The sequence below is a fragment of the Frankia sp. BMG5.60 genome, assembly GCF_059428125.1.
In genome coordinates this window covers 1,434,816-1,453,468 of the sequence record NZ_CM182091.1, presented here as the reverse complement: position 1 = coordinate 1,453,468, position 18,653 = coordinate 1,434,816, and the positions used below count along the sequence as shown (strand labels likewise).

The following is an 18,653-nucleotide window of genomic DNA, read 5'->3' as shown; positions in this document are numbered from 1 at the left end:
GCATCATGACCGTTGCCAGTCGTCCGATCAATCGAGCTCCCCAGCCGAGCAGTCTCGCCGACGTCCTCGACGTGGTTCTCGACAAGGGGATCGTCATCGACGCCTACGTTCGCGTCGCGCTGGTGGGAATCGAGATCCTCACGATCGACGCGCGGATCGTCATCGCCAGCGTCGACACCTACCTGCGGTTCGCCGAAGCGGTCAACCGGCTCGATCTGCAGCCCAGGGAGCAGGTCGCCGGCCTTCCCGGGCTCATGCACGAGGTCACCGAGGGCACCGCTCGACACAAGACGAGCGGAGCACTCGGCGGACTCAAGGACACGGCCGAGGAAGTGGTCGGCGCTCTGCGTGGCGCGCCCGCTGAGGAACGTCGCGGGCGGGACCTGCCGGCAGGTCGCGAGGCGCCGGCAGAGCGTCGCGGCAAGAAGGGGTGAGTGCCGTGCCCGTCATCGTGTATGGCGTCACGCGAGCGGGGCACCCGGCTCCCGAACCCGCCCCGCCCGGCCTTGGACACCCTCCGGAACCGGTGCATCTGGTGCGGTTCGGGCCGTTGTCGGCCGCGGTGAGCTGCACCGCCGACGTCGGGGTCCTCGGCGACCAGGAGGCGGTGCACCATCTGGACATCCTGCAGCGGCTGCTGGCGCGAGGCCCCGTGCTGCCCCTGCGGTTCGGCACGGTCGCCCCCGACGAGGACGCGGTGCGCGCGGAGGTGCTCGCACCGCTGGTCGAGGTGATGCCGGAGCGTCTCGACGCCGTCGATGGTCTCGTGGAGCTGCGTCTCGACGTGGACGAGGAGGAGCAGTCCGCGTTGCAGGCGGTGCTCCCCGGGTCGCCGGTGGCCGCTTCCCCGCCACCGGACGATCTGGACGAGCGGATCAGGTTCGGGCAGGAGATCGCCGAGCTGGTCGTGCAGCGGCGGCAGCGGCAGGCCGACGAGATCCTCAGCGAGCTGCAGCCGCTGGCCCGCTCCGATCGGCCGCGACGGCGACACGGCGGGGCGGAGGATCCCGTGCTCAGCTGGGCCTTTCTGCTGGCCGACGACGACGTCGAGACCTTCGACGCCGCGGTCGCGAGGCTGCGTCGGGCCCGACCGGAACTCTCGATCGAGTACGTCGGGCCGTTGCCCGCCATCGACTTCATCGAAATCCCCACCGTCACCCGGACTTCAGCGGCAGAACCCGCCGACTCCTTTGCGGGAACCGGCCGCTGGGGTTGGGGACCGGCTGGGGACGAGCGTAAGGGAGATGATCAACTGTGAGCAGCGCGAAGATCGCCGCGGCGCTCGTCGGTGGCTACGTCCTAGGCCGGACCAAGAAGGCGAAGACGGCCATCGGCGTGGCGCTCTGGCTCACCGGACGCAATCACGATCCCAAGGATGTCCTGCGGGATCAGGCCGTGAAGCTGCTGCAGTCCCCCCAGGGCGAGCAGCTGCTCGCCCAGGTGCGCGGACCGGTGGTGGAGGCCGGCCGGCGCGCCGCCCTGTCGGTGTACGAGTCCCAGGTCGAGCGTCTCACCGAGAACCTGCAGCAACGCACCCAGCAGCTCACGGAGACCCTCACCGAGAAGGGCGGCACCACCGCGAAGGCGGCGGCCGGAGACGTGACCGACGTCCTGAAGACGGTGCCCGGCGCCGGGGGGAAGAAGGACGAGCAGGCACCCGCGGGGGAGGGTGCGGACGGCACCCCCGGTGGGCAGGCCGAGGGCAGTCCTGATGGGCAGGCCGAGGGCAGTCCTGGTGGGCAGGCCGAGGGCAGCTCTGGTGGGCAGGCCGAGGATGGCTCTGGGGAGCAGAGGGACGGCGCTGCCGATCAGGCCGAGGAACCCGACCAGGAGTCGGCGGGAGCTGAGCAGGAGGAGGCGGAGACCAAGGAGAAGGGGCCCGACGACGGTGATGGGGACCGCCGTCCCGCCGGCCGTGCCCCCGAGCCCACGCGCGGCGCTCGTCGTCGCCCTCCTGTGGCGGAAGCCGAGTGATGACGGATCGATGAGGAGGGGACATGACGCAGACGACGGCAAAGCAGACGGGCATAGTCGGCGCCCTGCGCGAGAACCCGGCGACGAAGAATCTGGTCGGCCAGGCGAAGAACCTGGCGAAGGCGCGGGGTGCCCAGTTGGTCGGGAAGACGACGGAGCGGCTCACATCGGGTACGGACAAGCTGAACGTGCTCGCCGACACGGGCGGTGCGGGCTCCGCGCTCAAGGCGGGCTCCAAGCAGCTGGCCAGCGGGAAGTCGCCGATGCGGGCCGCGTTCTCGACGGCGGCCACGGCGGTGAAGGACAAGGTCAAGTCGGTGCTGCATCTCGGTGGCAAGGGGTCCGGCGGAAAGAGTGGGCCGCCCAAGGCCACGAACATCGAAGAGACGATCGACGTCGGAGTGCCGGTCTCCGTGGCCTATGACCAGTGGACGCAGTACCCGCAGTTCTCCCGCTTCATGAAGGGCGTCGAGGCGGTGGACGCGAAGAGCGAGACCGAGCAGAACTGGCGGGTCAAGGTCTTCAAATCCCGCCGTAGCTGGGCGGCAAAGGTCCAGGAGCAGATACCGGACCGGCGGATCGTATGGACCTCGGAGGGCGCGAAGGGTTCCACCAAGGGAGCCGTCACGTTCCATCCGCTCGCCGACGACCTGACCCGGGTCCTGCTGGCCATGGAATACTATCCGTCCGGATTGATGGAGAAGACCGGGAATATCTGGCGGGCCGGTGGTCGACGGGCCCGGCTCGATCTCAAGCATTTCCGCCGTTACATCACGATGCAGGGCGAGGCGAGCGGCTCGTGGCGTGGTGTGATCCGCGACGGCGAGGTCGTCCAACAGCCCGACGAACCCGACGAAGGCGAACAGGGCGCGGAGGAGTCCGAGGGCAGGCGGGACACCGACGACGCGGCCGACTCGGGCCGCGGCGACGCCGGGCGGCCCGCGGGCGCCGCGACACCCGAGCCCTCGGACGAGGACACCGGCGACGAGTCCGAAGCGCCCTCCGACGCCGAGGCCAGGCCCGGGGCGTCGGTCGGCGGCTGATCGTCCACGCCGGCGGACGTGTCGGAGCTGTGATCTCGGCAGGCGGGGCGCGCGATCGGCCGCGCACCGCGATGACGCTGGATCAGGCGGCATACGAGTCCGCCCGCCAGACGGCCACCCGCCAGACGGCCACCGGGGGGCCGTCTGGCGGGCGGGCCGGGCGCGACGCCCGGGGGCCTTCGACGTCGCCGACGAGCTACCGCCGCGCACGGGGCACGCGGTCAGGCCGCGGCGCCCGCCAGCAGTGCCTCGATCTGGCCCAGGGCCTCGGACATGCCCTCGACCATGCCCATGGACACCATCTGCTCCATCGCTTCGGGCGAGGGGAAGGTGCTCTCGATCGTCATCACGGTCGCCGACTCGCCGTCCGCGGTGAGCTGGACGCGGACGATCGTGGTGGGCAGGTCGAGGTTGGGGCGGCCCGAGTCGTCGGCGAAGCCGTCCTCGAACTCCAGCCGGTGTGGGACGTCGACCGCCCGGACGCGCCACCAGCCGTAGTGCTTGTCTCCCTCCGGCCCGGTCATGAAGTACGTGACCGACCCGCCGGGAGCCAGGTCGTGGTCGACGACGGTCGCCGGGTACGTCGGCGGCCCCCACCACCGTTCGAGCTGGCGCGGGTCGGCCCAGATCCGCCACACCCGCTGCGGCGGCGCCTCGAACCTGGAGCTGATGGCGAGGCTGAGGGCCTCAGGATTCTTCTTCACGTCGATCACGGTCATGCGCGTTGCTCCTCGCCGTCTGCTCGTTCGTTGTCTGCTGGCCTGTCGTCTGCCGGCTGCTCGGCCGTTCGGTCGTCGGCCGCTGACCTGCAGTGTCGCTGGTCGACGTCGGGCTCCTGGTCGCGGTCTGCCCGGTCGCCGCCTCCCGGGGCGCCGCCTCCCGCTCGCTTTCTGCCGTGTCGCTTTCTGCCGTGTCGCTGTCGGACGGGTCGCTCGCTGCCATGTCGCTGTCGGACGGGTGGCTGTCGGGCGGGTCGGGCTCGGCGAGGATCGCGGCCATCCGATCGATACGTCCCTGCCACAGGGCCGCAAGCTCGTCCAGCAGCCGATGAACCTCGCGCAGCGCGTCCGCGTTGCCCCGCACGCGCTGCTCCCGACCCTGCCGCCGCTTCGTGACCAGCCCGGCGCCCGCCAGCACCGCCACGTGCTTCTGAACGGCCGCGAAGCTCATCGGGAACCGCCGGGCGAGATCGGAGACCGAATGCTCACCGGTCAGGGTGAGCGCCACGATCTCGCGCCTCGTCGCGTCTGCCAGGGCATGGAAGAGGCGATCGGCGTACTCGTCAGAGCCCTGATCTACAACCATCGGGTTGTACGTTAGCGGACACCGGTGAGCGAGGCAAGGCGGGCGTCCCCGGAACCGTCGGTCCCTGCGGCGGCCGCCGACCGGCCCGCTCGGGCGGCCCGCTCCAACTGCCCGGCCCGCTCCGACTGCCCGTGGTCGCTGCCGGGTCATTCCGGTTCCGGGGCAATTGACCCTCATGGTCACCAGCCGCCCGCGGGAACCTGCCGAAGATCCGGGGTGCAGTAGCGTCGCGGGCGGGTTCCCCCTCCGACGTCCCGGCTGCGGTTCCGTCAGATGACTCCGGATGACCTTGATGTGATGGCCGGCCTGCTCGGAGACGAACAGGTCATGACCTACTACCCGGCCCCGAAGACGCGTGGGCAGGCGGCCGCGTGGATCGCCTGGAACCAGGAAAACTATGCCCGATTCGGACACGGGTTGTGGATCGTCGAGACCCACGGCGGGGCCTTTGTCGGGGACTGCGGGCTCACCTGGCAGACGGTCAACGGAGCCCTGATGCTCGAGGTCGGCTATCACGTCCTGCCCCGTCTGTGGGGTCAGGAACTGGCCAGCGAGGCGGCAGCGGCCTGCAGGGACTTTGCCCGCGACCAGCTTGGCGCGAAACGGCTTGTGGCGATCGTTCACCCCGGAAACACGGCCTCACGGCGGGTAGCAGGGAAGATCGGGATGCGGCACCTCGCTGACGACCACGGCGGGCAGATCGTCGTGCACACTGTGCTCGGGATGGACCTATAGTCTCCCTGGTGGTCCTTGGCCGGCAGGTCTCTGTGCGGTCACTGGATTCTCGAATTCGAATTCGATCAGGTTCTGCGGGCTGTCATCGACTCGGGTGCCGGTGCCGGTGCCGGTGACCTTGAATGTGCCAGGTACACCGAAACCGCCACGTGCTGGGAGTGGCAGCTCCGTAGGAGTACGGCTCATCGTTGGTCGATCGGCACGTAGATGATCGCCTTCCCTTGGCGCCCGCAGGGGACAGCCTTGGTGTTGTGGTCGTGGTTGTTGTCTCTGGGACGACCAGAAGGGAGCATCGGTTACGGATGCGAACATCTGTTCGACTTCTGGATGGGAATTGCCTAGGCTTTTCTCATGGTCGGGAATCCTGATGGTGCCGGTGGGTCGTCTGCGCTGCTCGAAGGGGTCGCGGCGGTGTCCGCCGGGGTGGACGAGCTGAGCGGTGGCCGGGTGTGGGCGCTGTCGGATGCTGAACTGGACGCCTGTCTGGTTGACTGCACGGCGGTATTGACGCGGCTGGCGGCGTTTCGGCTTCAGGTGGTTGCGGAGGTGCACGGCCGGGGTTTGGCGCGGCGGGTCGGTGCAAGTAGCACGGCGGCGTGGCTGCGGGAACGGCTCCGGGTGCGTGCGGCCGACGCCGGCCGTCTGGTTGATCTGGCTGTGGCCGTGGACGGCCCGCTGGCGGCCACCGGGCAGCGGCTGGCCGTGGGGGAGATCGGCGTGGAGCAGGCCTTGGTGATCGTCGCGGGGATGAGATCCCTGCCCGCCGGGGTGACTGCGGACGTGCGCCGGCGGGCGGAGGCGTTCCTGCTGCGGCAGGCCGACGAGTTCGATCCGACCGCGCTGGCCCGCCTGGCCCGTCACCTACGCGAGACATTGACGTGGGCGGATCCCAGCCCCGGCGGCGATCCGCCCGACCCGGCTCCCGGCGGGTCTGCCAGTCAGGGCGATGCGCCGGGTGCCGGCGCGCAGTCCGGCGAGGGCGAGTCAGGCGCTGGCGGTGCGGACGTCGGCCAACCCCACGACCCCGCGGATCCCGCGGATCCCGCGGATTCCGCCGATTCCGCCGATCCCGGGGGTCGCGCCGCCGCCGATCCCGGCAGTCTGGCCGATGGGGGTGGAGAGGATCCGGCGCGGCGGCGGGGGCTGTGGATGTCGGAGTTGCCGGACGGGATGACCCGGATCAGCGGCGAGCTCGATGCGGAAGCCGCCGCTCTGCTACGCACCGCGCTGGACCCGCTGGCCGCACCCCGCCCCGCCGTCGACGGCACTCTCGACCCACGTAGCCCCGCCCGCCGGCGCGCCGACGCCCTCGTCGACCTGCTCGGCCGCACCCTTGACACCGCCGCGCTGCCCGCCAGCGGCGGGATCCGCCCGCACCTGACCGTCACCATTCCCTGGGCGGCGCTGCTCGGCCGCTCCCGCCTGCCCGCGACCACCAGTTGGGGGCAGCCCCTGCCCCGCGAGGCCCTTCGTCGCATCGCCTGTGACGCATCGGTCCGTCGCATCATTCTCGACCCCGCCGGCGTCCCCCTCGACGTCGGCCGTGCGCACCGCACCGTCACCGCCGACATCCGCCAGGCGCTGATTGCCCGAGACAACGGCTGCGCGTTCCCCGGCTGCGATCGTCCGGCAGGATGGCCCGAAGCGCACCATATCCACCATTGGATAGACGGCGGCCATACTTCGCTGGACAACAGCGTCCTTCTCTGCGGTTATCACCGTGCGATACCGAACATGACTGAGAGGTAATGATGTAGAAGCGGATCCTCGACGTTGTGGTGCTGTGCTGAAGATGAAGGTAGGCCCTTCGGGATCGTCTTACAGGAGAAGGTCTCAAACCACCGGGTGCCGCTCCGTTGAATGAGGCGGGGTGGTGAGCGACACGGAAACGTCGCCCGAGAGGCGGCAGGTACGGGCCGGGAAGACGAACGACCGTGAACCACCGACGAAGCGTCGTAACGCATAAGACGAGATCAAAACCGGGGTCTGGTGTTTATCCCGGGAGCAGTCAGGGAGGTGCCTGTCTACTGCCCTGGCGGTGTCCGGCGTTTAGGTGGCGTGAGCCCGGTCCAGGCTTCAGCACGGAACGGTAGAACCCCTCGCCCCGGAAACGACGGCCGCGGGTTGACGTGGTCGGCGAGAGGGAGGACTCCGAACGGTGAAGAGCCGTGAGGGGCAGAGTACCGGTCACGGGGCAGGGGGGCGGACCGCCCCGTAGTAGCGACGAAGCTCCTGTAATGGGGGCGGAGCGAAGGGGGCGGGTTGTCAGGCTTCCGATCGAAGGTCAACCGGGAACGGGAGGAACCGGATGGTCGAGGCGGCGTCCTCGGGAAAGTCGTTTGACATTCCGAAACAGCTCGTCTGGGAGGCATACCAGAAAGTCAAGGCGAACAAGGGTGCCGCCGGCGTCGACGAGCAGTCGTTGGCGGAGTTCGCGCGGGACGAGAAGAACAACCTCTACCGCGTCTGGAACCGGATGTCGTCGGGAGGCTACTTCCCGGCGCCGGTGAGGGCTGTGGAGATCCCGAAACCAGCAGGAGGAACGCGGACGCTCGGCATACCCACCGTGGCCGACCGCGTCGCGCAGACCGTGGTCGCGATGGTGCTGGAGCCCCAGGGAGAGAAGATCTTCCACCCGGACTCCTACGCCTACCGGCCCCGACGCTCGGCGCTGGACGCGGTGGCGACCTGCCGGAAACGGTGCTGGGAACAAGCGTGGGTCGTCGACCTCGACATCCACAAGTTCTTCGACACCGTGCCGCACCAGGAAATCCTGCTGGCCGTGGAACGCCACACCAACCACCGATGGGTAACGCTCTACGTCCAACGGTGGCTCACCGCACCGGTCCAGATGTCCGACGGCTCCCTACGGGAACGAGACAAAGGAACTCCACAGGGGTCTCCCGTCTCTCCCGTGCTCACGAACCTGTTCATGCACTACGCGTTCGATGCCTGGATGGCCCGGACGCAACCCACGGTCAGGTTCGAAAGGTACAGCGACGATGTGGTCGTCCACTGTCGCAGCGAGAAGCAAGCGAAGTACATTCGCAACGTCATCGCCGCGAGGCTGTGGAAGTTCGGCCTCAAGACCAACCAGGACAAGACCAGGGTCGTGTACTGCCATCAGGACGGCCGTGAGCGCCGCCCAGGCAGCCCCGTGGAATTCACCTTCCTCGGGTACACGTTCCGGCCACGCTGCGCGCGACTCAGGGACGGAAGATGGAAACTCGGCTTCCTTCCCGCGTTCAGCAGGGCAGCCGGGAAAGCAATGTCCCGGCTAGTCCGAGGATGGAGACTCGGCCGCTGCACCAGCCTGGACTTCAGGCAGCTCGCCGCGTGGATCAACCCCATCGTGACGGGCTGGATCAACTACTACGGGCACTTCTACAAATCCCTGTTGACCAGCTTCCTGGCGGATCGGATCAATCCGCATCTCGTCAAGTGGGCATGCCGGAAATACAAGCACCTGCACCGCGCGCCAGCAAAGGCCCGGAGGCGACTCGCCCAGATCGCCAGCAACATCCCGGACCTGTTCGCACACTGGCGTCACGGAGCGCTCCCGAGCGGCGCGGCAACGGGAGCCGTGTGACGGGAGACTGTCACGCACGGTTCTGCGAGCGGCGGCGGGTGAAAATCCCGCCGCCGACTCACCACCGGACCGTCCATCACCAGGGATGGACCGTTCAACTCGGCTCCGACCGGCGGCCCGAATTCCTGCCTCCGGCCTGGATCGACCCCGACCGTACCCCCCGCCGAAATCCCCACACACGCCACCCCCACTCCCTTCTCTACGACGTCGCCGCCGGATGAAACCCGACCGCACCCGGTGCGCACATTCCCGCTTGCCCTCGCTCACGACTGGGCGAGAACCGAAACCCTCGGGGGCGGCCCCGGATCTGGGCGGCCTTGAACACTGGAGATGAGCAGTTGATGGATGACGACAGCGACATGGCGACCAATCTCCCGGCCGAATCGGACTCCTGGCGCGGCGCTGACCCCGCCGAGGGGCTCCGGGCCAGTGAACGCCGGCTGCAGGCGGCGCAGTTGGCCTCCGACGTCGAGGTGCTCGACGAGCTGATCGACGAGCGGCTCGTGTTCACGGGGCCGGACGGCGACCTCTACACCAAGGCGGATGACCTACACGTCCACCGGTCCGGCGACCAGGTGATGACCAAGGTCGTCGAGGAGGACCTCACCGTCATCGTCGCCGGGCGGACCGGCGTGACCCTCTTTCTCGGCATGGTCGAGGGCCGGCTGCGCGGCGAACCGTTCAGCGCCCGCGTCCGCTATACCCGTACCTGGCATCTCGACGAGCACGGCTGGCGGCTGCTCGCGGCCCACGTCAGCGCCGCATGACCGCCGCCGGCAGCGGCCCCGCCGCGACGTGCTGCCCTCGTCGGCCTCGGGTGTCGGCGAGGGTCCGCTCCGGGGAAGGGCCGACAGTCCGGGGGAAGGGCAGCCCGCTCCGGGGAAGGGTTTCGGCTCTGGGGGAAGGGCAGACGGCTCCGAGAGCGGTCGTCCGCGCGGGGACGACCGGGCCACGTGGGAACGACCGGCCACGCGGGAACGACCGGCCACGCGGGGACGGCCGGCCGGTCTGCGGTCCGCATCGCCTTGCCGGTCGGCCGCCACGACCCACGCCCCGCCCGGGCCGTCGCGGATGCCCGGTTCCTGACCCTCGTCCGGTGGCTGTCCGCGCGGCGCCGCCGCCGGGACGTCACAGTCGCGATCCCCGGTCAGCCCCGGGCGAAACCCCGACGTTCGCCGACCCGCTCAGCCGCGGATGAGCAGTACGACGGCCGCGGTCACGCCGCCCAGGGCGACGGCGCCGACGGCGACGTCGAGGCGGTTGTCGCGCAGGACGGGCAACCGGGCGTCGACCGAGAGGCGACCGGGGCCGGTCAGGGCGAGGGACAGGGCGGTCATGGCGAGCAGGATCTCGTACTCGATGCCGTCCGGAGCGAAGAAGCCGCCGCCCCAACGGGTCGCCATGGCGTTGATGAGCGTGCCGAGGAGCGCAGCGGCGGCGAGCGGGGTGAGCAGGCCGAGGGCCAGGCCGATTCCGCCGAGGGTCTCGGTGAGCCCGGCGACGACGGCGAAGGCCCGGCCCGACGGGTAGCCGGCGCTGGTGAAGAACGCCCCGGTGCCGTCGAGGCCGGATCCGCCGAACCAGCCGAACAGCTTGCCGGTGCCGTGGCCGACCATGGTCACGCCGATGGTGAGACGCAGCAGGAGCAGACCGAGGTCCAAACCGGTCGGCGCCGGGCGCCAGCGAGCCATCTGCACGTGCGTGTTGCCTGCTCCGATGATTGCTTCGTCTCCCGTCCGTCCGGGGGTGGTTTGCTGAGCATCCAATGTCATTGACGCATCGTATTCATGTAATCACCTTCCGACGTCCTTGGCTGTGGCGCAGTCGACCGCCGGGGAAGGGGAACATCCGGCTGTATGCGTCGATGTCCTCGTGGAAGTCCCACGTCCCGAGGCGCGAACGCGGGCCGGCGCACACCGGGGAAACTCGGGGTTGGCCCGCACCACACCGGGCGGTGACGACCTCGGCCCGGCGGGCCGACCTGGAGGAGCGTCGGATGAAGTCGTCGGCTCGCCTCGGCCGCCCGGTGAACGCCGACGCCGAGCGCACGCGGCGCCGGATCCTGCTGGCGGCTCCACGTGTCCGACGATCCCGAACGGGCGTGGCCGCGGATCGCGCCGCAATCGCTGCACGAGACCGACTCCTCGGGCAGTGGCTCGCATCGGCCGGTGGCGGGGTCTATCGGCCGGCGGAGGATGCCGACGTGTTGCGCGCCGGCGGGAGGGACGTGGTGGTCACGCCGCAGGCGTGCATCACGCTGCTCACGTCGCTGCGCCGGCAGGGCAACGACGTGGTCGCGCTGCACCCGCTGATGGGTGGGTTGGATCCGGATCTGGGTTGGGGTCACTGGAACTGTTCGCGGACAAGGTGCTGCCCGCGCTCGACGGCGCCCGCGGGAACCCGCTCGCGAAGGTCCGACCAGGCCGGCCGGCTAGACCCGGGCCATCACGAGGGGTTGACCGACCGCGGTCAGACCCGACACCCCACCGGGCGGGTGACCTATCGGTGGGCACTCCGGTCGGCCGAATCGGTGATCGCGGGGTTCCCGCCCGGCCAGGCGGGAACCCCGCCGCGGTCCTACCAGGCGGGGTGCAGCTCGCGGGCCCGGCAGAGGTCCTGGGCCTCGACCGTCGTGCCCAGCAGGGGGTCGGCGTCCGGGCTGTCCAGCAGCCAGCGCACGGTCGCGCCGATCGCCGAGGGAGGAGCGGCCCCGACGAGCTCGCGGCCGTAGTCGCGTACCGAGATCTCGTTGCGCTCTGTGGCGACGAAGCCGGGCTCGACGTTGAACACGCGCAGCCCGCGCCCGGCGTACTCGGTGTGCAGAACCCCGACCAGCGGGTTTCCCGACGCCTTGCCGACGGCGTAGGCCAACCCCCAGCCGCCCTGCCCGGCCGGGGCGGGCGGGACGAGCCACGCCGCGCCGGAGGTGATGGTGACGACCGCCCCGCCGCCGCGGGCGAGCATCGCCGGCAGCAGCGCGCGGGTGAGGATGATCGGGGCGATGCAGTGGGCCTCGAACATCTTCTCGTAGGCCTCGAGCGGGGTGTCGAGGAAGACGTCCATGATCCCGGGGCCGATGTAGCGCCCGTTGTGGACGATGACGTCCACGCCGCCCCAGGTGTCGAGGATGCGGCGCGCGGCCGCCTCGACCGACTCTCGTTCGGTCAGGTCGCACGGCACGATCAGGGCCTTGCGACCGCGGGCCTCTACCTCGGCGGCGGTCTCGGCCAGGCTGCCGGGTAAGGGTCGCGCATCGGAGTGGTGCACGGTCAGGGCGTTGTCGCGGATCTCGCCCGGCTGGACCGTGCGGGCCGAGACGGCCAGATCGTAGCCGGCTTCGGCCAGGGAAAGGGCGATCGCTTTGCCGATACCCCGGCTCGCGCCGGTGACGAACGCTGTAGCCATGGAACCTCCAGAGCCAGAATTGGATCATCGCCAATCTACCGCTATGCCTTGATCGCCGTTACGTGTGGCGAGGCCCCGGCGTCGAGGGGTGAGGCACGGGTGGTAGTGGTCGCGAGCCGGCGTGACTGCTGACCCGCGCATCTCGTCGCCGTGGCCCCCGCCGGGGCGGCCGAACTTGACAGGGCGATCCATCTTGGCCAAAATCGAATGTATGTTCGATCTCTTCGGAGTCCGGCCACGCCCTCGCATCGCTCCCGAGGGCCACATCGCTCCCGAGGGCCACATCGCCCGCAGGGGCCGCATCGCCCCTGCGGGCCACGTCACGCCGGACGGTCGGATCCCGGCGCAGGTGGTCGATCCCGCCGATGGCCGCCCACTGTCCGCCCGGGCGTCCTCCGGCCTCCCGCCGAGCGTGGCCCGGGTGGCGGCGCGGATGAGACTCTCCGCGGAGCTCCTCGCCGCCATCCTCGAGGTTGATGGACGATCCCGGGCCACCCTCGACGACATGGAACGCGCGGACGCCCTCGCGGACGTTCTCCTCGCCCGCCGCCGGCAGCGGATCAACCGGCACCGCCCCGAGCTCGTCCGCACCGGTCACCCATGACCACGGCCTGGCAGGTAGCACGCCGCTGGTGCGCGCCCTGGCAACCGAGTTCCTGGTGCGGCACGGTGGTGAGGTGGTCGCCGGTTGGTGTCAGGAATGGTGCCGCCGGTCTCCTGCGGGCTGATGGCGGGCCGCCGAGCACGTCACCAGGTCGCCACCCCTGCGTCGTCAGAGCCGTCGCCGGCCTCGTCCGGACCGCGACGCGTCTCTAGTCAAACATGGGGCTGCGTTTCCGCTACGCCGAGGCGGCCGGGAAGGTCGTGGACAGGTCCGCAACGCCGTCACCTCCGGCTGACGGCGACCGGCCGGGTGACGACCGGCCGGGTGACGACCGGCCGGATGACGACCTGAGGACCGGCCGGATGACGACCGGGCCGGGTGAGCCGCCGACGCGGGGTCATCCCGCGGGGTCGGCGGCGCCCTCGGTCAGCAGGCGGCCAAGGTTGGCGAGCCCCTCGACGGACTGCGCCCGCATCGCGTCGCCGAACTCGGGGCCCAGGTCGGGGAAGTCCACCGTCCGCCGAAACCGGGTTCCTCCGTCGGCCAGGGCGGCGAGGTCGTAGCCGATCCGCACCCGGCCGGCGTCGACGTCGGTGGTGAACTCCAGCCGGTGTGGACGGTCGCAGCCGACGATCGTCCAGGTCACGGTGTTGTCGACGCCGGCGATCGTCACCTGCTCCAGGATCCGGTCACCGACCCGGGCCGGGCGGTCGACCGCGCCCTCGACGCGCCGCGCGGCCGGGTGCCACCGGGGCCAGTACCCGGCCGTGGTGGCGAAGTCGAACACGGTCTCGATCGGCCGGTCGGTGACGAGGTCGTCGCTTACCTGCGGCATGACAGCTCCCGAATGGCTGGTCAGGTGTGCGCGGCGGGTCAGGCATGCGCGGCGGGTCAGGTGTGCGCGGCTGGTCAGGAGCGGCCGGCTGGCGCCGGGGTGGGTGGCAGCAGGCGCAGGTCGGGCGGCGTTCCGACCTCCTCGTAGAGGGCGGCGAGGTGATCGGGGGCGAAGAACTCCTCACCGGGGTAACCCCCGCCGACCATGGCGAAGAACTTCGCGCGGTAGGCGGGGCTGCGCGTCGCCGCGGACAGCACCGCGTGGAGGAACGGCGACAGCGTGAGCGCCGCGACCGCGACGGTGAAGGCGAACGTGCCGGCGCTGTCCCGGTCCCGTCGTGCCGCGTAGTCCGCGACGGCGCCGTCGATCGTGGCCTCGCCCGACAGCCCCCGGTGCAGGGCCTCGGCGAGCAGTTCGGCGTGGCGGAACGCGTCGGTGATGCCCCAGGCGGTGAGCGGGTCCTTGTGGTAGCCGGCGTCCCCGACCAGGGCCCACCCCGGTCCGTGGGACCGGCGGTAGAAGCTGTCGGCGTAGCGCAGCCCCCGGAAGCGCTCGGCCCGCGTGGCGGCCCGCAGGTCCGCACCGAACTCGGGCACGACGGTGGCCACCACGGACCGGAAGCTGTCCTCGACGTCGGCCCGGAACTCGCCGTACGCGTCCCGGCGGCGCATGACCGCGACCATGGTGCGCCCGTCATGGGTGGGGCAGCTCGCGAACTGCCGCCCGTGCGCCGTCCGGTTGTGGAAGCCCCAGTCGAGGCCGTCGAAGTAGGAGTAGTAGACGAACCCGCTCGCGGGCACGTCGCGGTAGACCTCCGCGCCCACCAGCCGGGCGATCGTCGACTCGACGCCGTCCGCGCCGACGACGAACCGCCCGGCGAAGGTGGTCTCGGTGCCGAAGGCGTGGTGTCCCCGGATCCCCGCCACCCGCCCGTCGGCGACGATCGTCCCGGTGACGGTGAAGCCCTCGATCACCTCGGCCCCGGCCGCGCGGGCCGCGTCGACGAGCAGGGCGTCGAGCACCGTGCGGCGGGGGCAGAGGACCTCGGGGATGCCGTCGATCGCGTCGGCGAAACCCTCGGCATGGATGCCGTCGTAGGAGAAGGTCATGTGCCGCACCGGCGGCACCCCCGTCGCCCGCAGGCGGTCGAGCAGCCCCCAGTCCCGAAGCCGGGCGAGGCCCGCCTGGTGGATGAAGTGCGTCGACACGGTGTCGCTCGGGAAGGTCGCCCGGTCCACGACCAGCACCCGGTGGCCCCGCCGGGCCAGCAGCATGGCCAGCGGCGAGCCCGCGCATCGCGCCCCGACGACGATCACGTCGTACATCGTCCCTCGCTCCCTCGTCGTATTCGGTTGTCGCGTTCGGTTGTCGCGTTCGGTTGTCGTGGTTGTCGGATTCGGCGCCGACGGTGATGTCCGCCCGGGATCGGCTGGGGTGCCTCAGGCGTACTGCTCGAGGACCCGGGCGATCACGGTGCGGGCGGGCGCGGGCAGGTCCTTCCAGCTCGGGTCGAGGTCGTCGGCAAAGGAACGCCGATAGTCGGCCGGGCGCGTGCGCAGCGTCGGGTGGTAGGCGGAGTGGAACTGGACGGAGAGCTTCAGCCCGGGCGCGCCGGCGATCGCCACCGGTCCGGCCCCCAGCGCCAGCGCGTCGAAGACCTGCAGTTCGCTGTGGTCGGCATGGTGCACGGCGATGACCGCCCAGCCCGCGCCGCCCGCCGGGTCGGGCACGTACACCGGCGACTCGCCGACGGTCCCGGCGGGGAACGACCAGGCGGACCGCTCGGTCATCGTCTCCAGATCGAGGCAGACGAGGGAGGACGGGACCTCCCGCGACGGCAGCCGGTCGACCGGCACGACCCGGAACGGGTGGGCCGCGTACAGGTCGACGATCCGCGACACGAGCATGTCCGGGTCGCAACCCCAGTACGCCTGCCACAGGTACCGGCCGCGCTCGAGCGCGTCGCGGCGCAGGTCGCGGCTGTACAGCAGGGTTGCCCAGTGCCGCTGCGGGTCCAGGAACAGCCGGCTGTCGCGGACCTCGCCCGTCCGACCGTCGATGACGTAACGACCGACCGGCGAGGCGTCGACCGGCGCGGAGATGAACCCGTGCAGCCCCGGGGCGAGGGCGGCGCCCGACCGCCACACCCGGTCCGCGGGCGCCAGGCTGTAGTTCAGGTCCCAGCCGTTGGAATGCGCGATGTACATGGTCACGTCGTCGCCGTCCTGGCGGTAGTCGGCGAAGTGGTGGAACGACTCGTAGGGGACGCGGGAGTGGGTCACCGGGACCGCCCGGCCGCGCCTGGCCGCCGTCAGGTCCCGCTTGGCGACGAGGTAGATGTCGGTGAACGGCAGGTGCGGTTTCGTGCGGTTGCGGCCCGCGACGCTGCCCGGCTCCTGCTGGAAACCGATCTCGGTGACGATGACGTAGTCCTGCGTCACGGTGACCTCGTGGACGCCCTGCACCAGGTGCGCGCCGGGAACGCACCACGTCTCCACCGGGCCGGCGCCGTCCCAGCGCGCCACCCACAGCGTGCCCTCGACGTCCGTCGTCGACGTGCCCTGCGGGTGCAGCCGCGTGTTGCACCACCACATGCAGCCCTCGTCGAGATCCTCGACGGGATGCGCGGCCGTGCGCACCCCGGCGAACAGCGGGTGCGGCGCCACCTCCGGATACTCCGCGACGCCGCCGAGGAAACTGTGGAAGTCGAGGGTGACCGGGTCGACCTCGACCGGGCGCTGGCTGATACCGGTCAGGATCAGCCGGTCGCCGAGCAGGTGCGGGGCGACGTTCGTCAGCGAGGGCCGCGCACCGAGGGTGAGCGCCGCGAAGTCCGCAGCCGGCAGGGCCTGGCGCAGAGCGGCGAACAACACGAGGTCGGGGGTGCGCACCCGGCTCGTCCGCCAGTGCCGGGCGCCGAGATCGACGTGGGTGAGTATGCCCGGCCCGGCGAACATGAAGCTGACCTCGGTCGGCTGGGACGGGCCGATGAGATACAGGTGCCCGGCGAGGCCGTCCGGCCATCGACCCGCCGTCACGGTCAGATCAAGATCGTATTCGGTGCTCGTCTCAAGGGCGTGGTGAAGAGCGTGGCCCACGGTGATCCCTTCGCCGGGTGCGTGCGGCAGTGCGCCATCCGCGAGCCAGCCGCCGCGCCGGGTGCGGCACATGCGGCCGGTCGGTCGGTGCGCCACGACGCTACGACCCGCCGCCGCAGCCGCCCGGTACGGATCAGGGTTTCCAACCGTGCCATAGGGACAATGGCAACGCGTGAATTGGTCCTTTTGCTCGGGTTCGCGAAGCTGTAGGGCGGCTTCGCGAACGTGGGGGATGCCCTACCTGCCTCCGGTCGCAGGATGCGGACACAGGGTGGCGTGGCAGGCATGGAGGGCCAGGTCGACACGGGCGGGCGGCCGGGCGGGCCCGTTCTCAGCCGGCGGACTTGGGACCCTGCCACCGGTCGATCGCCACGAGTCGTCCGACCCGCGATGACCGGCCGGTGGCCGCATCGCCCGCGACCGCCCGGCGGCGTACGCCGAGCGGAGCACCGCCATGCAGGCGCCCCACTCGCGGCCAACTACCCGCCAGCGGCTGCCGTACTAGCCGGCGAGGTCGACGCCCTCCGCGTCATCCCCGGGACCGTTGGAGCCTGAATCGGTCTGCTCCGACTCGTCGTCCCACTTCTTGTGGTGGTCCTTCTGGTGCTTCTTGTCGAACCAGAGCACCCGCTCGAAGGACACCTTCTCCTTCTTCTTGATGACGTCCTGCTGCCTGGGGTCCCACTTGCCCGTGTTCGGGTCCCACGCCACGAGGTTCGCCTGATCCGCGTCGTCCCCCGTCGGATCATCACCGATCCCCGTCGGGTCGTCGCCATTCCACGTCGGGTCGTCGGTGCTTCCGGTCGGGTCGTCGCCATTCCAGGTTGGGTCGTCGGTGCTTCCGGTCGGGTCGTCGCCATTCCAGGTTGGGTCGTCGGCGTTCCAGGTCGGGTTGTCGGCGGTTCCGGTCGGGTCGTCGCCATTCCAGGTTGGGTCGTCGGTGCTTCCGGTCGGGTCGTCGCCATTCCAGGTTGGGTCGTCGGCGTTCCACGTCGGGTCGTCGGCGTTCCAGGTCGGGTTGTCGGCGGTTCCGGTCGGGTCGTCGGCGTTCCACGTCGGGTCGTCGGCGTTCCAGGTCGGGTTGTCGGCGGTTCCGGTCGGGTCGTCGGCGTTCCACGTCGGGTCGTCGGCGTTCCAGGTCGGGTTGTCGGCGGTTCCGGTCGGGTCGTCGGCGGTTCCGGTCGGGTCGTCGGCGTTCCAGGTCGGGTTGTCGGCGGTTCCGGTCGGGTCGTCGGCGGTTCCGGTCGGGTCGTCGGCGTTCCAGGTCGGGTTGTCGGCGGTTCCGGTCGGGTCGTCGGCGCTTCCGGTCGGGGCGTCACCGGGGTACGTCCCGTCGTCCCAGTTCTTGTGGTGGTCCTTCTTGTCGAACCAGGTCACCCGCTCGAAGGTCGCCTTTTCCTTCTTCTTGACGACGTCCCGCATCTTGGGATCCAACTTACCCTTGTTCGGGTCCCACGCCACGGGGGACGCCTGATCCGCTACGTCCGATCCCGCGTCGTTGTCGTTCCAGGTCGGGTCGTCACCCGGGTACGTCCCATCGTCCCACTGGTTGTCCCAGTTCTTGTGGTGCTCCTTCTTGTCGAACCAGGTCACCCGCTCGAAGGTCGCCTTTTCCTTCTTCTTGACCACGTCCCGCTTCTTGGGATCCCACTCGCCCTTGTGCGGGTTCCATCCCTGCAAGGAGAGCGGGAACCACGGGTCCTGGATTCCGGCGGCCTCGGCAGCTCCTGTGGGGGGAGCGGCCGCGGTCGGCTCCGCAGCCTGTGCCATGGCCACGCCCGGACCAAGCAAGACGACGCCGGTCGCGACACCAGACATCGTGAGAAGAGCGGCGTAACGTCCGGTCCTGTTCTTCATACCGTACCCTTTCTCGTAACTTGCATTGACTCCACTACTGCGAGCGACAACCTAGCTGGTCGATCCGTTGAATCGGCGCAGCCGGCCGTACGGGTTACCCGCGGGATAGTCGACGGAGTCGAATCTCTATAGGCATCAGAAGGTTCACGCTTTGGCCGCCCAACCGCCCGGAGTTCCGGGTTTGTGTCCAGACAAAAAGCGTCGGAAG

The 18,653-nt window shown here is 70.3% G+C and carries 17 protein-coding genes; 9 read left to right on the top strand and 8 right to left on the bottom strand.

The features are described 5' to 3' along the window. Positions 1-5 precede the first annotated feature (5 nt). From AC5R91_RS05960 to AC5R91_RS05945, 4 genes are read left to right on the top strand one after another with little or no spacing between them, the layout of a single operon-like run. A complete protein-coding gene (locus tag AC5R91_RS05960) occupies positions 6-434 on the top strand; it encodes a gas vesicle structural protein GvpA (protein WP_495396115.1) in 429 nt (142 codons plus the stop codon). Between the two features lie 5 nt (positions 435-439). Beyond that, positions 440-1,258: a GvpL/GvpF family gas vesicle protein gene (locus AC5R91_RS05955; RefSeq protein ID WP_495396114.1), complete on the top strand. Its 819-nt coding sequence runs from the start codon at positions 440-442 to the stop codon at positions 1,256-1,258. Further along, a complete protein-coding gene (locus AC5R91_RS05950; RefSeq protein WP_495396113.1) occupies positions 1,255-1,974 on the top strand; it encodes a hypothetical protein in 720 nt (239 codons plus the stop codon). The genes AC5R91_RS05955 and AC5R91_RS05950 overlap by 4 nt, the downstream gene beginning before the upstream one ends. Before the next feature lie 23 nt (positions 1,975-1,997). Then, positions 1,998-3,017 (top strand): SRPBCC family protein, encoded by a 1,020-nt coding sequence (locus AC5R91_RS05945; RefSeq protein ID WP_495396112.1) that lies wholly within the window; start codon positions 1,998-2,000, stop codon positions 3,015-3,017. A gap of 221 nt (positions 3,018-3,238) precedes the next feature. On the opposite strand, the gene AC5R91_RS05940 is transcribed toward AC5R91_RS05945, so the two are convergent. Both AC5R91_RS05940 and AC5R91_RS05935 read right to left on the bottom strand, forming a co-directional pair. After that, complete coding sequence (locus tag AC5R91_RS05940) at positions 3,239-3,736, bottom strand: SRPBCC family protein (protein ID WP_495396111.1); 498 nt, start codon at positions 3,734-3,736, stop codon at positions 3,239-3,241. Further along, positions 3,705-4,322 (bottom strand): ArsR/SmtB family transcription factor, encoded by a 618-nt coding sequence (locus tag AC5R91_RS05935; protein WP_495396110.1) that lies wholly within the window; start codon positions 4,320-4,322, stop codon positions 3,705-3,707. The genes AC5R91_RS05940 and AC5R91_RS05935 overlap by 32 nt, the downstream gene beginning before the upstream one ends. A gap of 258 nt (positions 4,323-4,580) precedes the next feature. Between AC5R91_RS05935 and AC5R91_RS05930 the strand changes: the two genes are divergently transcribed. From AC5R91_RS05930 to AC5R91_RS05915, 4 genes are all read left to right on the top strand, one after another. After that, on the top strand, positions 4,581-5,057 hold the full coding sequence (locus AC5R91_RS05930) for a GNAT family N-acetyltransferase (RefSeq protein WP_495397904.1): 477 nt from the start codon (positions 4,581-4,583) through the stop codon (positions 5,055-5,057). Positions 5,058-5,408: 351 nt separating this feature from the next. After that, entirely contained in the window at positions 5,409-6,806 is a 1,398-nt protein-coding gene (locus AC5R91_RS05925) for an HNH endonuclease signature motif containing protein (protein ID WP_495396109.1), read from the top strand. 559 nt (positions 6,807-7,365) lie between these two features. Next, entirely contained in the window at positions 7,366-8,646 is a 1,281-nt protein-coding gene (gene ltrA, locus AC5R91_RS05920) for a group II intron reverse transcriptase/maturase (protein ID WP_495396107.1), read from the top strand. A gap of 341 nt (positions 8,647-8,987) precedes the next feature. After that, positions 8,988-9,413: a nuclear transport factor 2 family protein gene (locus AC5R91_RS05915; protein WP_495396106.1), complete on the top strand. Its 426-nt coding sequence runs from the start codon at positions 8,988-8,990 to the stop codon at positions 9,411-9,413. Between the two features lie 417 nt (positions 9,414-9,830). Here AC5R91_RS05915 and AC5R91_RS05910 read toward each other — a convergent pair whose 3' ends face one another. Further along, positions 9,831-10,418 (bottom strand): DoxX family protein, encoded by a 588-nt coding sequence (locus AC5R91_RS05910; RefSeq protein ID WP_495396105.1) that lies wholly within the window; start codon positions 10,416-10,418, stop codon positions 9,831-9,833. A gap of 805 nt (positions 10,419-11,223) precedes the next feature. After that, entirely contained in the window at positions 11,224-12,051 is an 828-nt protein-coding gene (locus AC5R91_RS05905) for an SDR family NAD(P)-dependent oxidoreductase (RefSeq protein WP_495396103.1), read from the bottom strand. A gap of 211 nt (positions 12,052-12,262) precedes the next feature. On the opposite strand from AC5R91_RS05905, the gene AC5R91_RS05900 reads away from it, so the two are divergent. Further along, the gene (locus AC5R91_RS05900) at positions 12,263-12,655 is read left to right on the top strand and encodes a hypothetical protein (protein WP_495396102.1); all 393 of its coding nucleotides are present in this window, start codon (positions 12,263-12,265) and stop codon (positions 12,653-12,655) included. A 397-nt stretch (positions 12,656-13,052) separates the two neighbouring features. On the opposite strand, the gene AC5R91_RS05895 is transcribed toward AC5R91_RS05900, so the two are convergent. The 4 genes from AC5R91_RS05895 to AC5R91_RS05880 form a co-directional block, all read right to left on the bottom strand. Further along, positions 13,053-13,490, bottom strand: coding sequence for an SRPBCC family protein (locus AC5R91_RS05895; protein WP_495396101.1), 438 nt, complete (start codon positions 13,488-13,490; stop codon positions 13,053-13,055). 74 nt (positions 13,491-13,564) lie between these two features. Then, the gene (locus tag AC5R91_RS05890) at positions 13,565-14,815 is read right to left on the bottom strand and encodes an NAD(P)/FAD-dependent oxidoreductase (protein ID WP_495396100.1); all 1,251 of its coding nucleotides are present in this window, start codon (positions 14,813-14,815) and stop codon (positions 13,565-13,567) included. Positions 14,816-14,929: 114 nt separating this feature from the next. Next, positions 14,930-16,588, bottom strand: a complete 1,659-nt coding sequence (locus AC5R91_RS05885; RefSeq protein WP_495396099.1) for a carotenoid oxygenase family protein — start codon at positions 16,586-16,588, stop codon at positions 14,930-14,932. Between the two features lie 501 nt (positions 16,589-17,089). Then, on the bottom strand, positions 17,090-18,358 hold the full coding sequence (locus AC5R91_RS05880; RefSeq protein WP_495396098.1) for a hypothetical protein: 1,269 nt from the start codon (positions 18,356-18,358) through the stop codon (positions 17,090-17,092). Positions 18,359-18,653: the final 295 nt, after the last annotated feature.